This window comes from Microbacterium sp. CCNWLW41 (genome assembly GCF_037083505.1).
In genome coordinates, this window is the sequence record NZ_JBAOJP010000008.1 from 34,233 (window position 1) to 49,166 (window position 14,934).

General features: G+C 73.4%; 11 protein-coding genes and 1 pseudogene. 7 read left to right on the forward strand and 5 right to left on the reverse strand.

Annotation, left to right across the window (positions count from 1 at the left end; all coding sequences use genetic code 11):
- Nucleotides 1–93: 93 nt before the first annotated feature.
- Nucleotides 94–1,473, forward strand: coding sequence for an MFS transporter (locus V6R91_RS24825; protein WP_336397476.1), 1,380 nt, complete (start codon nt 94–96; stop codon nt 1,471–1,473).
- Nucleotides 1,474–1,607: 134 nt separating this feature from the next.
- Here V6R91_RS24825 and V6R91_RS24830 read toward each other — a convergent pair whose 3' ends face one another.
- Nucleotides 1,608–2,300 carry an IclR family transcriptional regulator gene (locus tag V6R91_RS24830; RefSeq protein ID WP_336397477.1) on the reverse strand — a complete coding sequence of 231 codons (693 nt, stop codon included), beginning with the start codon at nt 2,298–2,300 and terminating at the stop codon, nt 1,608–1,610.
- Nucleotides 2,301–2,472: 172 nt separating this feature from the next.
- On the opposite strand from V6R91_RS24830, the gene V6R91_RS24835 reads away from it, so the two are divergent.
- Nucleotides 2,473–4,341, forward strand: a complete 1,869-nt coding sequence (locus tag V6R91_RS24835) for an FAD-dependent monooxygenase (RefSeq protein WP_336397478.1) — start codon at nt 2,473–2,475, stop codon at nt 4,339–4,341.
- 134 nt (nt 4,342–4,475) lie between these two features.
- Here V6R91_RS24835 and V6R91_RS24840 read toward each other — a convergent pair whose 3' ends face one another.
- Complete coding sequence (locus V6R91_RS24840; RefSeq protein ID WP_271060632.1) at nt 4,476–5,336, reverse strand: PhzF family phenazine biosynthesis protein; 861 nt, start codon at nt 5,334–5,336, stop codon at nt 4,476–4,478.
- Between the two features lie 290 nt (nt 5,337–5,626).
- Entirely contained in the window at nt 5,627–7,381 is a 1,755-nt protein-coding gene (locus tag V6R91_RS24845) for a thiamine pyrophosphate-binding protein (protein WP_336397479.1), read from the reverse strand.
- Between the two features lie 234 nt (nt 7,382–7,615).
- Between V6R91_RS24845 and V6R91_RS24850 the strand changes: the two genes are divergently transcribed.
- Nucleotides 7,616–8,125, forward strand: coding sequence for a phosphoribosyltransferase (locus V6R91_RS24850; RefSeq protein ID WP_067250272.1), 510 nt, complete (start codon nt 7,616–7,618; stop codon nt 8,123–8,125).
- A 24-nt stretch (nt 8,126–8,149) separates the two neighbouring features.
- Here V6R91_RS24850 and V6R91_RS24855 read toward each other — a convergent pair whose 3' ends face one another.
- Nucleotides 8,150–9,673: an ATP-dependent DNA ligase gene (locus V6R91_RS24855; RefSeq protein WP_336397480.1), complete on the reverse strand. Its 1,524-nt coding sequence runs from the start codon at nt 9,671–9,673 to the stop codon at nt 8,150–8,152.
- 96 nt (nt 9,674–9,769) lie between these two features.
- A complete protein-coding gene (locus V6R91_RS24860) occupies nt 9,770–10,537 on the reverse strand; it encodes an IclR family transcriptional regulator (RefSeq protein WP_336397481.1) in 768 nt (255 codons plus the stop codon).
- Between the two features lie 183 nt (nt 10,538–10,720).
- On the opposite strand from V6R91_RS24860, the gene dhaK reads away from it, so the two are divergent.
- The 4 genes and pseudogenes from dhaK (at nt 10,721) to ptsP (ending at nt 14,879) form a co-directional block, all read left to right on the forward strand.
- Nucleotides 10,721–11,716, forward strand: a complete 996-nt coding sequence (gene dhaK / locus V6R91_RS24865) for a dihydroxyacetone kinase subunit DhaK (protein WP_067250740.1) — start codon at nt 10,721–10,723, stop codon at nt 11,714–11,716.
- A gap of 17 nt (nt 11,717–11,733) precedes the next feature.
- Entirely contained in the window at nt 11,734–12,360 is a 627-nt protein-coding gene (gene dhaL, locus V6R91_RS24870) for a dihydroxyacetone kinase subunit DhaL (RefSeq protein ID WP_255218204.1), read from the forward strand.
- A pseudogene (locus V6R91_RS36410) lies at nt 12,357–13,076 on the forward strand (HPr family phosphocarrier protein); the annotation flags it as partial. The gene dhaL and the pseudogene V6R91_RS36410, both read left to right, overlap by 4 nt.
- Before the next feature lie 135 nt (nt 13,077–13,211).
- Nucleotides 13,212–14,879: a phosphoenolpyruvate--protein phosphotransferase gene (gene ptsP / locus V6R91_RS24875; protein WP_442928180.1), complete on the forward strand. Its 1,668-nt coding sequence runs from the start codon at nt 13,212–13,214 to the stop codon at nt 14,877–14,879.
- The last annotated feature ends 55 nt before the right edge of the window (nt 14,880–14,934 follow it).

A 14,934-nucleotide genomic window follows, 5' to 3' on the forward strand; every position in this document is an offset into this window, starting at 1 on the left:
GTATTCGAAATCGTATATTATCAGGGCGAGACTCGGCAAGCATCCCGGATGCGCGCCGTGACGACGAGGTCACATATTCAAAGGAGACACCCCATGAGCGGGCAGTCACAGGACGGGTTCACCCCGACCGGCACCATCGCGACGGCAGCCGATCGTCGCCGCGTCGTCTTCGCCACGGTCGTGGGCACGACCGTGGAGTGGTACGACTTCTTCATCTACGCCACGGCCGTCGGCCTGGTGTTCGGGCAGCTCTTCTTCGCGCCGCTCGGGGCGAACAGCGCCCTCGTCGGCTTCGCGACCGTGGGCGTGAGCTTCCTGTTCCGCCCGCTCGGCGCCTTCCTCGCCGGCCACTTCGGCGACAAGGTCGGACGCAAGGCCGTGTTGATGTGGACCCTGATCCTCATGGGGGCCGCCACGGCGCTGATCGGCGTGCTCCCGACCTACGAGACCATCGGCGTCGCGGCGCCGGTGCTGCTCGTGCTGCTGCGGATCCTGCAGGGGATCTCGGCCGGCGGCGAGTGGGGCGGCGCCGTGCTCATGGCCGTCGAGCACGCCCCGAAGAAGCGCCGCGGGATCTTCGGCGCCTCGCCGCAGATCGGCGTGCCGCTCGGGCTGCTCCTCGCCTCGGGCGTGATGGCGATCATGGCCTTCCTCGCGCCCGGTGACCAGTTCCTCGCCTGGGGCTGGCGGATCCCGTTCCTGCTCAGCGTGGTGCTGATCCTCGTCGGCTACTACGTCCGTCGCAAGGTCGAGGAGAGCCCCGTGTTCACGGAGCTGGCCGAGCGCAAGGAGGAGGCGCGGATGCCGATCGTGCAGCTGTTCCGCAAGCACCTGCTCCTTGTGATCATCGCCGCGCTCGTCTTCGCCGGGAACAACGCCGTGGGCTACATGACGACCGGCGGCTACATCCAGGGCTACGCCACGAACCCCGAGGGGCCGATCGGGCTGGAGCGGGGTCCCGTTCTGTGGGCCGTGGCCGGCTCCGCCGTGACGTGGCTGATCTCGACCCTCATCGCGGGGTGGGTGTCCGACCGGATCGGGCGCCGCACCACCTACGTCATCGGCTGGGTGCTCCAGCTCGGCGGGGTGTTCGCGCTGTTCCCGCTGGTCAATCTCGGGGAGATCGGGCCGCTGTTCGCGGGGCTCGCGATCCTCACCATCGGACTCGGGTTCACGTACGGTCCGCAGGCGGCGCTGTACACCGAGCTCTTCCCGGCCTCGATCCGCTTCTCGGGCGTCTCGATCTCCTACGCGATCGGCGCGATCGTCGGCGGTGCGTTCGCCCCGACCATCGCGACGGCGATCGTGCAGGCCACCGGCTCGACCCAGGGCATCACCTGGTACCTCGCGGGGATGACCCTGCTCGGCCTCGTCGCGACGCTGCTGCTGCGTGACCGCAGCGGCATCCCGCTCGGGCCGGATGCCGAGGCCGAGCAGGCGGTGAGCCCGATCTACGGCCTGTCCCGCGCGTAGCCCCGCCCCACCCCGTCGAGTGGTCAGTTTCTGTGGGTTGAGGCGTCCTCAACCCACAGAAACTGACCACTCGGCGCATGCGGGCGCATGTGCGCGTGCGGGCGCGGGGGCGCGGAGTGCGGGGCGTGGGCGGGTCAGCCGTCGAGGGAGGCGCGGATCGACTCCGCGGAGCGGATGAGCCGCGCGGCGATGTCGGCGTCGGCGTGCGCGGTCGCGACGTGCACGACGGCGATCGCGGTGGGCCGGCGACCGCGCAGGGGCAGCGGCACGGCGACGGACTGGACCGTGGGGATCACCTCGTCGTGGCTCGTGGCGAAACCGCGCTCGCGGATCCGGGCCACCTCGTCGCGCAGAGAGTCGGGGACGAGCGCGTCGGTGTCGGAGAGCTGGGCCAGGATCGCCTTGCCCGGCGCCCCCACCGTCGCCGGATGGCGTGCGCCGGGGCGCTGGGCGACGCTCGCGACGGTGTGGCGCGGTTCGACGCTCACGAGGGTGATGCACTCCTCCCCGTCGAGCACCGCCAGGAAGCACGTCATCCCGAGCTCGTTCGCCACCGCGGTGAGCTCCGGCAGCGCCTCGGACTGCAGATCGCTCGCGACGCCCGCGGCGAGGGCCGCCATGCGCGGGCCGAGCGCGAGCAGGCCCGACGAGTCGCGGGCGATCAGCCGGTGATCCTCCAGGGTGCGGACGAGCCGGTACGCGATCGAACGGTGGACCTCCAGGCGGGCCGCGACCTCGTCGATCGACAGCGGGCTCCGGGCGTCGGCCAGCACCTCGAGGATGCGCACGCCGCGGCTCAGGGTCTGGGAGGCGGGGGCCGTGCTCATGGATGCTCCTCGCTCGCGCGTCCTTGTCCGGTGCTCCGGGATCGGATACGCTGTGTTCAATAGTAGAACGGTGTGTTCGAATATAGAACATCGCGATCCGTCCCGCAAGGGACCCGGATCGCGGACCCGACCGTCCGACCCGAACGAGGCAGTCCGGAAGGAATCGACGACGATGCAGTTCCACCACCACGGCTACGTGTCCGGAGACCCGCGCGTGCAGAACGCCGACGGGGTCGGCACCGACCGCGCGGGCGACCTCCCCGACGAGATGGACGTCCTCATCGTCGGCTCGGGACCCGCCGGGATGCTGCTGGCGGCGCAGATGTCGCAGTACCCCGGCATCTCCACCCGCATCATCGAGAAGCGCGAGGGGCGCCTCGTGCTCGGCCAGGCGGACGGCATCCAACCCCGCAGCGTCGAGACCTTCCAGGCCTTCGGGTTCGCGGAGCGGATCATCGCCGAGGCGTACAACATCGGCTGGATGAACTTCTGGGGACCGGATCCCGAGAACCCGCGGAACATCGTGCGCACGGCGCGCACGGCCGACTACGCCTACGACATCTGCGAGTTCCCGCACCTCATCGTCAACCAGGCGCGCGTGCTCGACTACTTCGCGGAGGCTGCCGCCCACGGGCCGGGCCGCATCGTCCCCGACTACGGCGTGGAGTTCCTCGGGCTCACGGTCCACGAGGACGGCGACCGTCCCGTCGAGGTGCGGGTGCGGCACACGGCGGGCCCGCGCGCGGGCGAGGAGCGCACCATCCGCGCGACCTACGTCGTCGGCTGCGACGGGGCGCGCAGCCGGGTCCGGGAGGCGATCGGGCGCAGGCACGTCGGGGGGATCTCCGCACACGCGTGGGGTGTCATGGACGTGCTCGTCAACACCGACTTCCCGGACTGGCGCACCAAGTGCGCCATCAACTCCGAGGCGGGGAACATCCTGCACATCCCGCGGGAGGGCGGATACCTCAGCCGGATGTACATCGACCTCGGCGCCGTCGCGGAGGACGACGACCACGCGGTGCGCAAGACGCCGATCGAGACGATCATCACCAAGGCGAACGAGATCCTGCACCCCTATGCGATCGACGTGAAGGAGGTGGCCTGGCACAGCGTCTACGAGGTCGGCCACCGGATCACGGACGGTTTCGACGACGTGGACGAGGGGGTCGAGCGGCACCCGCACGTCTTCCTGACGGGGGACGCCTGCCACACCCACAGCGCCAAGGCCGGGCAGGGGATGAACGTGTCCATGCAGGACGGCTTCAACCTCGGGTGGAAGCTGGGCTCCGTGCTCACCGGACGCGCCCCGGAGTCGCTGTTGTCGACGTACGGCGCGGAGCGGAAGCCCGTGGCGCAGCAGCTCATCGACTTCGACCGGGAGTGGTCGAGCCTGATGGCGCGCAAGCCTGAGGAGATCTCGGACCCGCAGGAGCTGGCGACCTACTACCTCGCCACGGCGGAGTTCCCCTCCGGGTTCATGACGCAGTACGGCGCTTCGATGATCACCGGGTCCGACGCCCATCAGGCGCTCGCCGGGGGCTTCCCGGTCGGCAAGCGCTTCAAGTCCGCGGAGGTCGTGCGGGTCGGCGACGGCAACGTCGTCCACCTCGGCCACCACGCCAGGGCCGACGGCCGCTGGCGTGTCTACGCCTTCGGCGACCGCAGCGGGGACGGCGTGGGTGCCTGGGCCGAGGCCGCCGCGCCGCTGTTCGCCCGGTACACGCCGGCGGGCGCGGATGCGGACGCGGTGTTCGACGCGAAGGTCGTCTACCAACAGCCGTTCGAGGAGCTGGACGTCACGACCGCTCCGGAGCTGTTCCAGCCGAAGACGGGGCCGCTGGGGCTCACCGACTGGGAGAAGGTGTACGCGTCCGGGCCGAGCAAGTGGACCGAGACGGACATCTTTGCCGCGCGGGAGCTCTCCCGTGACGGCGTCGTGGTGATCGTCCGGCCCGATCAGTACGTCGCGGCCGTCCTCCCGCTGGACGCGACGGACGAGCTCGCGACGTTCCTCGAGGGTGCGTTCCTCGAGGCCTGACCGTTTCGTCTCGTCGCTGCGCTCCTCGCTCAACGACCGGTGGGTGTCCGTCAGTCGTCGAGCGAGCGGAACGCGGTGGTTGCGGGTTCGGTCGTCGAGCGAGCGGAGTGAGTCGAAACCCGGGAGGAGCGGTGTCAGGGGAGGCGCGTGGCCCCTCCCGACACCACGATCCCGCCCGCCGCGGGAACGGTCACGGTGAGCAGGCTCGGGCGGCCGACGTGCGCGCCCTGGTGGATCCGGAGCACATCTCCCGCCTGCGCCCGTCCCACCTCGCGCAGGTACGCACCGGTGGACGCCGCGGCAGACCCGGTCGCGGGGTCTTCGGTGATCCGTCCGACCGGGAACAGGTTCCGCGCCAGGTAGTCGCGCTCGCCCTGCGCATGGAGCACGGTGACGGTACCGGTCCAGTCCGTCTCCGCCATGAGCGCGGCCAGTTCCGCCGGTGAGAAGCGGAACTGGTGGAACAACTCCCGGTCGGTGAGGACGAGCACCGGGTGCCAGTTGCCCGCGAACGCCTCGCGCGCGGGGAACCGCGGATCGAGGTCGTCCGGCACGAGCCCCAGCACATCCAGGAGGCGCGCTCGCAGCGTGGGATCGATCTCCCGCACCTCCGGGGGGACGCTCGTGAACGAGACGGTCAGCGCGTCGCCGGAGCCGGTGGCGGTCAGCGCGATCTCTCCGGCGCGCGTCTCGAACACCATCTCGCCCGGTCCGATCCGCTCGGCGAGGGCGACCGCGGTCGCGACCGTGGCATGCCCGCAGAACGGCACCTCGGCGCCCGGCGACCAGTAGCGAAGCGGGAACCGGCGTGCCGCAGCGTCGCCGCCGTGCACGAAAGCAGTCTCCGGGTAGCCCAGGTCCGCGGCGATCCGGAGCATCTCGGTGTCGTCGAGGCCGCTCGCGTCGAGCACGACGCCGGCCGGGTTGCCGCCGTCGGGCGATGCCGCGAACGCGGCGTAGCGGAGGATCTCGGAGGAGGAGCTCGCGTCGGGCATGGCACGAGCGTATCGGCCCCGGGCGGGCCGTCGGCCTCGATCCGCGGAGAGCAGCGTCGGGGGGAATCCCCTCCGCCGAGGCCGCCGAGACCCCCTCGTACGGTCCGGATGCCGGGCCCCCTCGTACCGTCGAGTCTGCCGCGACCCCCTCGCACCGTCCGAATGCCGGGCCCCTCCCCACCGTCGAGTCCGCCGAGACCCCCTCGCACCGTCGAGACCCCCTCTCACATGCGCGGATGGAGGGGGGTATGGACGAGGGAAGGGGGCTTCGGGGGTGGTGGCCGCGGAGCTCAGGAGTTCACGCGGATGATCTCCTGCTGGTACGGTGCGATCACGTCGCCGGAGATCCTCAGGTCGAGCACGAGGAAGCGGCGCTCCGCCGGGTCCTCGGCGGCCCATGTCCCGAGCCGATCGAGGTCTGTGAGGGTGCGGACCACGACCCCTTCGGCGCCGACGGCGGCCCCGAGCGCCGCGAAGTCGACCTCGGGGATCCGCATCGGTCCCTCCGCCAGCCCCTTCAGCCCGTACAGGTTCACTTCGGCGCCGTAGGCGGCGTCGTTCCAGACGACGGCCATCCCCCTCCCGCCGGCGGCACGCACCGCGGACTCCAGATCCGCGATCGCCATGAGGCCGCCGCCGTCGCCCGTGGTCAGGACCACGGTCGAGCCGGTTCGCGCCCGTGCGGCGCCGACGACGCTCGGCCACCCCTGACCGATGGACTGGAAGGCGGTCCCGATCATCATCATCCGATCCGGCGCGGCGACGGGCCAGTACATGTTCGCCCAGCCGATGAAGTGCCCGCCGTCGGAGACGACCACGCGGTCCTCGGGCAGGAGCGCGGCGATGCGGCGCGCCGCCGATCGCGGGTCCAGTCGCCCGTCCGCGGCGAGCTCGTCGCCCGGAGCATAGGCCCGCGCGGCGGCCACGTCCACGCGCTCGCGCCAGGGCGTGCCCGCCGGGCGCGGAGAGGTGGGCTCGCGGCGGACGGAATCCCCGGATCCCCCCGCGGATGCGGCGGTGCTCCGCGGATCCGTGTGCGCGCCGGCCCCGGACGCCGGCGCGGCCCCGGCATCGAGGCGGGCGACGAGCTCTTCCGCGACGACACGGGCGTCCCCGCGGACGAACCCGCTGACGTGGGCGTGGGTGGCCGCCGGGGCGACGTCCACCTGGAACACCCGGGTTCCGGGCGCGAAGAGCTCGCCGAAGCGCATCGTGAACTGGTTGAGGGATGCGCCGAACACGACCGCGACGTCTGCCTCGCGGATCAGCTCCATCGCGCCGTCCGCGCCGAAGCCCCCGGTGACGCCGAGGTCGTAGCGCGCGTCCGGGAACACGCCGCGACCGAGGGCGGAGGACGCGGTGAGCGCTCCGGTCGCATCCGCGAGCGCGCCGAGCGCGGTCCCGGCGTCGGCGAGCCACGCGCCGCGTCCGGCGAGCAGGAACGGGTGCTCGGCGTCGCGGAGCGCCGCGGCGATCTCGTCCAGCATCCCCGCGGCGAACTCGCCCTTCGGAGTGAGCGGTGCCGGCACGCGCGGGGAGGGCGCCGGGGGGACGGGACCCGCGTCCAATGCCGCCACGTCGTAGGGGATGGCCAGCACGACGGGCACCCGATAGGTCAGCGCGTGCTCGATCGCGATGACGGTGGTGGCCGCCGCGTCGGCGCGCCCGGTCGTATAGGTGCGGGCGCCGACCGCCGAGGCCAGGGCGATCTGGTCGACGTCCCAGGGCCGCGGACCGGAGGTGGGCTCGTCGCCCACCACGAGGACGAGCGGGATCCGGGCCTGGACCGCCTCCGCGAGCGCGGTGATCGTGTTCGTGAAGCCGGCGCCGTAGGTGGAGGTCGCGGCGGCGATCCGACCGGATGCGCGATAGTGCGCGTCCGCGGCGACGACCGCGCCCTGTTCGTGGCGGACCGCGGTGAAGACGGCGTCGGTCTGGGTCTCGAGGGCGTCGAGGAAGTACGCGTTCCCGTTTCCCATGACCCCGAACACGGCGTCGATGTGCTGGGCGAGGGTGAGTGCGACGTGGGCGGACACCGAGGGCATGGCAGAGCCTTTCGAGACGGAACGGAGATGATGCGGATCCGTATGTGTCTCGCCGCGCGTGCGTCGTCGCAGCGTGGGCTTCGTGCCCCTTTTTCGGGCACCGGCGGCGTGGGCGCCGGCCGGACGCCGCCCATTCTATCCGGAGTTCCGCGTCCGGCGTGCGGAGCCGTCCCCACGCCCGCCGCCTCGCGAAGGCAGGACGCGGGGAGGTCCCCGGGACGGCAGAATGGACGCATGACGGATGCTGTGCAGGAGCGCGAGACGCTCACCTGGGATGGTTTCGGCGTCGCCACGCGCGACCTCGCCCGGCGGATCCTCGACAGCGGCTTCGAGCCGGAGGTCGTCGTCGCCATCGCCCGCGGGGGACTGCTGCCCGCGGGCGCGATCGCGTACGGCCTCGGCGCGAAGAACTGCGGTGCGATCAACGTCGAGTTCTACACCGGCATCGGCACGGTGCTCGACGCGCCCGAGGTGCTCCCGCCCGAGCTCGACATGGAGTACCTGGACGGTCGGCGGGTGCTGCTCGTCGACGACGTCGCCGACTCCGGGCGCACGCTCGCGCTGGCGGTCGACCTGCTGCGGGCCAAGGGCGCCGACGTCCGCTCGGTCACGATCTACACCAAGCCCACGACGATCATCCAGCCGGACTACGCCTGGAAGGACACCGATCTCTGGATCGACTTCCCGTGGTCCTACCGTGGCACGGTGCGCGAGGAGGACCAGGGTCTTCCTCCCACCGCCTGAGCGCGCGAGGCCCGGCCGTCGCGCTCAGCCGCGCAGCAACGCCCGCAGGGTGCCGACGGTGTCCGCATCCGCCACGGACTTGTCCGGCCGGTAGCCGCGGACCCGCGCGAACCGCAGGGCGATCCCGCCGGGGTAACGGGACGAGCGCTGCACGCCGTCGATCGCGATCTCGACGACGAGCTCCGGACGGAGGAACACCGCGTGCGCGGTTCGTCGCGTCTCCAGAGCGGGGAACGTCTCGGTCTGCCAGCGCAGCAGGTCGTCGGTCAGGCCTTTGAAGGTCTTCCCGACCATGACGAGCCCGCCCGGCTCGCCCCACTCGCCGTCCGGGTCGCGGGCCGCCAGGTGCAGGTTGGAGAGGAGACCCCGCCGCCGCCCGGAGCCCCATTCCGCGGCGAGGACGACGAGGTCGTAGGTGTGCACGGGCTTGACCTTGACCCACGAGGTGCCGCGGCGGCCGGCCGTGTAGGGAGAGTCCACGCCCTTCACCAGCACCCCCTCGTGGCCGGCGGCCAGCGCCTCGTGCGACAGGCGCTCGGCGGTCTCGGGATCGTCGGTCACGACGCCCGGCATCCGCCACGGCGCCGCCACCCGGTCGAGCTCTGACAGGCGCACCGAGAGCGGCTCGTCGACGAGGTCCCTCCCGTCGACGTGGAGGAGATCGAAGAACCACGGGCGCAGCAGCTGGTCCCGCCCGACGTCGGCGCTGAACCGGGACAGGGTCTCCTGGAACGGCCGCGGGCCGCCGTCCTCGTCGAGGGAGAGGGTCTCCCCGTCGAGGATGAGGTCGTGGGCGGGCAGCGCTCGGACGATCTCGACGATCTCGGGGACGCGGTGCGTGATGTCGGCGCGGCTGCGGGTGAACACCTGAACCGTGTCTCCCCGCCGGTGGACCTGGATCCGCGCGCCGTCCAGCTTGTACTCGACGGATGCCGGACCGGTGGTCGCGAGCGCGTCGGACGCGGTCGCGGCCGTGCCGGCGAGCATCGGCAGGACCGGGCGCCCGACCACGAGCCCGACCTCGTCCAGGTCCGCGGCCGTGCCGGTGAGCGCCACGCGCGCCGTCTCCGCCAGGTCGCCCGACAGCATCGCGGCCCGGCGCACCGCACCGACCGGCCGGTCCGCCGCGGCGGCGATCGCGTCCAGGAGAACGCCGGCGAGCGCGCCTGTGCGCAGCTCGCCGAGGATCGCCCGGGCCAGGAAATCCCATTCCGCCGCCGTCGATCTCGCGGCGAGCGCGGCCAGCGCCTCCCCGCGGCGCAGGGACGACCCGGCGCCCACGGCCCCGGCGACCTCCTCGAGCGCGGCGTCCACGTCGGCGATGGTCAGCACCGGATCCGGCGCGTGCGTCACGTCGACGGCCGCGATGCCGCGCCACCCGACGCCGACGCGTCCCTGGCGCGGCTGGGCCAGGAGGAGTCCGACGAGCGGGACGAGCTCGTCGGGAGAGGACGCCGCGAGCAGCCGGGCGAGCGCGTCGATCTTCGCCCGGCGCGACGACGTGGCCGCGACCTCGGCGGCGGTGTCGACCAGCTCGGAGAGCATCACACCGGCATTGTCGCACCGGCCGCCGACATCGCGATCGGCGGCGACACCGGATCCGGCGCCCGGCATGGGATCGGGCCGGGGACCGTCCGCACCGCCTCAGTCGTCGGCGGGGGAGACGCCCGGCGGCCAGGTCGGCGACCCCAGCTCGCGGGAGATGTTCCTCGCCGTCTCGCGCAGCGCGTGCAGCACGGCGTCCGGCGCCGGTGCCTCCGGCGAGGGGAAGACGACCGCGAGGGCCGCCACGATGTCGCCGCGGGCGTCGGCGACGGGGGCGGCGAGCGAGGACTCCCCGAGCACCGCCTCGTCGTTCTCCCCGGCGGCGCCGCGTTCCGCGATGCCGGGGAGCTCGCGCCGCAGTCGGTCGGGCGAGGTGATCGTCTCGCCGGTGAGGCTGCGCAGTGGCGCCGCGAACACCGCCCGCTGGAAGCCCAGGTCGTGTGCCAGCAGGACCTTGCCCATGGCCGAGGCGTGCGCCGGGATCGCCAGTCCCGTCTCCAGCATCTGCTGGCTGTCGTCCGGACGGAGGGTGTGGTGGATCACGAGGACCTCGGTGAAGTGCGGCGCGCCCAGGCGCACGGCCATCCCGGTGCGCCGTGCGAGGTCGTGGGTCCAGCGCATGGCGCGGGCGCGGACGTCCAGGCTGTCGAGGTAGACGTTGCTGAGCTTCAGCAGGGTCGGGCCGAGCATGTAGCGCTGCCCGCCCCGCTCCTTCGCGACCAGCCCGTGGGCGCGGAGGGACTTCACGATGCCGTGCACGGTGGACGGCGGCAGGTCCAGCGCGGCGGCGAGATCGCTGATGCCGAGATGGCGCGCGCCCTGCAGCAGATCGAGGATCCTTGCCGCGCGGTCGATCGACTGGATCATGCGTCGTCGCCCCTCTCCGCGGTGCCGTCGGTCTCCCTTGACATTCCGTCATTCTCCCCGCATATTCGACATTAACGAAAAGCTTTCCGAAAGTGGAGCTTTCGACCGATGCCCGACGGAGGGCAGCGCACCGCTTCGCACCGGCGCCGGCCCCCGGGTCTGACCGAGCCAGGAGGAAGCAGGATGAAGAAGCTCATCAACGCGCCGGAGGACGTGCTCGTCGAGTCGCTGCGAGGGGTGGCGCTCGCGCATCCCGAGCTGTCGGTGGACCTCGAGACGCATGTCATCACCCGCGCGACGCCCAAGGACGCGGGCAAGGTCGGGGTCGTCTCCGGCGGAGGCTCCGGCCACGAGCCGCTGCACGGCGGCTACGTCGGGCGCGGAATGCTCGACGCCGCGGTGGCGGGCGAGGTCTTCACGTCGCCCACGCCCGATCGCGTGCAGGCGGCGACGAAGGCGGTGGACCGCGGCGCGGGCGTGCTGCACATCGTGAAGAACTACACCGGCGACGTCCTGAACTTCGAGATGGCCGCGGAACTGGCGTCCATGGAGGGCATCGAGGTGCGCTCGGTCACCGTGGACGACGACGTCGCCGTCCAGGACTCGCTCTACACCGCCGGGCGGCGCGGCGTCGGGCTCACGGTGCTGCTGGAGAAGATCGTGGGCGCAGCCGCGGAGGAGGGGCAGGACCTCGCGGCCGTGGCCGATCTCGCGGCCCGGGTGAACGGTCAGGGCCGGTCGATGGGCATGGCCCTGACGAGCTGCACCGTGCCCGCGGCGGGAAAGCCCACGTTCGATCTGCCGGACGACCAGATGGAGATCGGGATCGGCATCCACGGCGAGCCCGGCCGGCACCGGGAGCCGCTGGCGCCCGCCCGCGAGATCGCGGCCCAGCTGGTGGACCCGATCCTCGCCGACCTGGACGCGGCGGGCGGACCGGCGATCGTCATGCTCAACGGCATGGGCGCGTCGCCGCTGATCGAGCTCTACCTCATGTACGGCGAGGTCGCCGCGCTGCTGGAGAAGGCGGGCGTGACGATCGCCCGGAACCTCGTCGGCAACTACATCACGTCGCTGGACATGGCCGGGTGCTCGCTCACGGTCCTGAAGGCCGACGACGAGCTGCTTCGCCTGTGGGACGCGCCGGTCGTGACCCCGGGCCTGCGGTGGGGCGCATGATGGCGGGAACGATCGGGATGGATGCGCTGGCCGACTGGCTGGTCCGTTTCCGGGACGCCGTGACGGCGAAGCGGGACTGGCTCACCGAGCTCGACTCCGCGATCGGCGACGCGGACCACGGCGCGAACATGACGCGCGGGATGGAGGCCGTCGTCGCGAAGCTGGATCCGGCGCCGGCGACGGTCGACGAGCTGCTGAAGACCGCGGGGATGACGCTCGTCGGCTCGGTGGGCGGAGCGAGCGGCCCGCTGTACGGCACGTTCTTCCTCCGGATGGGGATGACGGCGGGAGCCGTGACGGAGCTCGACGCGCCCGGGCTCGCGGCGGCCCTCCGTGCGGGTCTGGAGGGCATCGTGGCGCGGGGCAAGGCCGAGGCCGGCGACAAGACGCTCTTCGACGCGATGGCGCCCGCGGTGGATGCGCTGGACGCGCGGATCGGCGAGGGCGCTGACCTCGCCGATGCCGCGCGTGCGGCCGCCGAGGCCGCCGCGGAGGGGCGTGACGCGACGCTGCCGCTGGTGGCGCGCAAGGGACGTGCGAGCTACCTGGGCGAACGCAGCGCGGGACACCTCGATCCGGGGGCGGCGTCCACGGTGCTGTTGTTCGAGACGCTCGCCGACGCGGTCGCGGGCCGCACCCGATGATCGGGATCGTCGCCGTCTCGCACAGTCAGCGTCTGGCCGAGGCGGCGGGCGAGCTCGCCCGGCAGATGGTCCCGAACGGGGGCGCGCCGGTGCGGCTCGCCGCCGGCGCGGGGACGGAGCCGGACGGCACCCCGATCCTCGGCACGGACGCCACCCGGGTGGCGGCGGCGATCGACGAGCTCGCCGCCGAGGTCGACGGCGTGCTCGTGCTCATGGATCTGGGGTCGGCGGTCATGAGCGCCGAGATGGCGCTGGAGTTCCGGACGAGCGACGTGCCGGTGCGGCTCGTGCCCGCGCCGTTCGTCGAGGGGCTGCTCGCGGCGAGCGTGGCGGCCGCGGCCGGTGCGAGCCTGGACGCCGCGGCCGGGGAGGCGTCCGGGGCGCTGCTGGCGAAGACCGCCCAGCTGGCGGATCCGGGTGGGGACGACTCCGCCCCCGACGGTGACGGCCCGGGGGGCGCCGTCGCCGACGGGGGCGGGCCGGCAGCCGTCACGCGTCGGGTGACGGTCCGCAACCCGCTGGGGATCCACGCGCGGCCCGCGGCCTTGATCGCCGAGGCGGCGGGCGGCGCCGAGGTCCGGGTGCGGCGCCTGCCGTCCGGCCCCGACGCCGCGGCGGCGAGCCTCTCGCGTCTGCTCACTCTGGGGGCGCGCGCCGGGGACGAGGTCGAGCTGACGGGGCCCGCCGGAGCCGAGGACGCGGTGGAGCGGATCGCGGCTCTCTTCCAGGACGGCTTCGGGGAGATCGACGACGCGACGCCGGGCGGCGCGGTCGGGGCGGCGCTCCCCGAGGCGCCGGCGGGCGGCGTGGTCGAGGCGGAGCCGCCGGCCGCGGTCGCGACTGCGCCTGCCGTGGCGCCGCCGGCACCGGGGGCCACGCTGCGGGGACGCGGGGTGAGCGCCGGTCGTGCCGGTGGGCCGGTGGTCCTTCTCGCACCGGCGGTGGCGGAGCCGCCCGCGGGGGAGCGCGTGCCGCCGACCGAGCGGGAGGCGGAGGCGGCGCGCATCGGGGCCGCGGCGGACGCCGTCGTCGCCGAGCTCGCCGATCGAGCATCGCGCGCCACCGGCGACGCGGCGGCGATCCTCGACGCGACCCGGCTGCTGGCCGCCGACCCCGAGACGATCCGGGCCGCGGGGGAGCGGGTGCGCGCGCAGGGGATCTCGGCGGAGCGGGCGGTCTGGGAGGAGGCCTCCGCACAGGAGGCGGCCGTGGCCGCGCTCGGCGGGCGTATGGCCGAGCGGGCGGCGGACCTCCGTGACGTCCGGGACCGGATCATCGCGACGCTGGAGGGACGGGAGCGGCCCGGGGTGCCCGATCGGTCGGACCCGTTCGTGCTCGTCGCGTCCGACCTCGCGCCCGCGGACACGGCGGCGCTCGCCGGGGGAGTTTGCGTCGCCCTCGTCACGGAGCAGGGCGGTCCCACCTCGCACACGGCGATCATCGCGCGGTCGCTGGGGCTGCCCGCGGTCGTCGGCGCCGCGGGGGCGACGGCGATCCCGGCCGGTCGGCCGGTGCTCGTCGACGGGGAGCGGGGGACGGTGCGACTCGACCCGTCCGCCGCCGAGATCGAGGAGGCCCGGGGGGAGACGGAGACCGCGCCGTTCGACGGGGACGGGCGCCTCGCCGACGGGACGCGCATCGGGCTGCGGGCCAACGTCGGCGGCGCGGCGGACGCGGAGGCGGCCGCGGCGTCCGGGGCGGACGGGATCGGCCTGTTCCGGACGGAGTTCCTCTTCCTCGACCGCCGTGACGCGCCGAGCGTCGCCGAGCAGACCGCCGCGTACCGAGCGGTCCTGCGTCCGTTCGCCGGCCGGACGGTCGTCGTGCGCACTCTGGACGCCGGATCCGACAAGCCGCTGCCGTTCGCGACGGCGCTGTCCGAGGAGAACCCTGCATTGGGGGTGCGCGGGCTTCGGGTCGCCCGACGGGCGCCGGGGCTCCTGCGCGACCAGCTCCGCGCGATCGCCGACGCCGCGAAGGCCGAGCGCACCGCGGTGGACGTGATGGCGCCGATGGTGGCGACGATCGCCGAGGCGGAGGAGTTCGTCGCCGCCTGCCGGGAGGCGGGCCTGGCGAGCGCGGGCGTGATGATCGAGACGCCGTCGGCGGCGCTGCTGGCGCCCGAGCTGCTCCGCGTCGTGGACTTCGTCAGCCTCGGGACGAACGATCTGGCCCAGTACACGATGGCCGCCGATCGGCAGGAGACCGAGCTCGCGGCTCTGAACGACCCCTGGCAGCCGGCCGTGCTCCGGCTCATCCGGATGGTGGGCGAGGCGGGACGGTCGACCGGACGACCGGTCGGAGTGTGCGGGGAGGCGGCGGCGGACCCGCTGCTCGCGCCGGTCCTGGTGGGGCTCGGGGCGACGAGCCTGTCGATGTCGGCGCGCGCACTGGCCGGGGTCTCCGCCTCGTTGCGCCGGACGGACGCGCAGACGTGCCGACGAGCCGCCGACGCGGCCGCGGGCGCCGCCTCCGCGGACGACGCCCGGGAGGCCGCCGCGGCGATCCTCGCCCCGTGACCCTCTCCTCCCTCCGCCTTCCTTTCCCTCCCCTCTCGTTGTCCCGCGAAACCCC

Bases quoted from the DNA above. Each gene is read 5' to 3' on its own strand.
- V6R91_RS24825 (WP_336397476.1), top strand. From the start codon at position 94: ATGAGCGGGCAGTCACAGGACGGGTTCACCCCGACCGGCACCATCGCG.
- V6R91_RS24830 (WP_336397477.1), bottom strand. From the start codon at position 2,300: ATGAGCACGGCCCCCGCCTCCCAGACCCTGAGCCGCGGCGTGCGCATC.
- V6R91_RS24835 (WP_336397478.1), top strand. From the start codon at position 2,473: ATGCAGTTCCACCACCACGGCTACGTGTCCGGAGACCCGCGCGTGCAG.
- V6R91_RS24840 (WP_271060632.1), bottom strand. From the start codon at position 5,336: ATGCCCGACGCGAGCTCCTCCTCCGAGATCCTCCGCTACGCCGCGTTC.
- V6R91_RS24845 (WP_336397479.1), bottom strand. From the start codon at position 7,381: ATGCCCTCGGTGTCCGCCCACGTCGCACTCACCCTCGCCCAGCACATC.
- V6R91_RS24850 (WP_067250272.1), top strand. From the start codon at position 7,616: ATGACGGATGCTGTGCAGGAGCGCGAGACGCTCACCTGGGATGGTTTC.
- V6R91_RS24860 (WP_336397481.1), bottom strand. From the start codon at position 10,537: ATGATCCAGTCGATCGACCGCGCGGCAAGGATCCTCGATCTGCTGCAG.
- dhaK (WP_067250740.1), top strand. From the start codon at position 10,721: ATGAAGAAGCTCATCAACGCGCCGGAGGACGTGCTCGTCGAGTCGCTG.
- dhaL (WP_255218204.1), top strand. From the start codon at position 11,734: ATGGATGCGCTGGCCGACTGGCTGGTCCGTTTCCGGGACGCCGTGACG.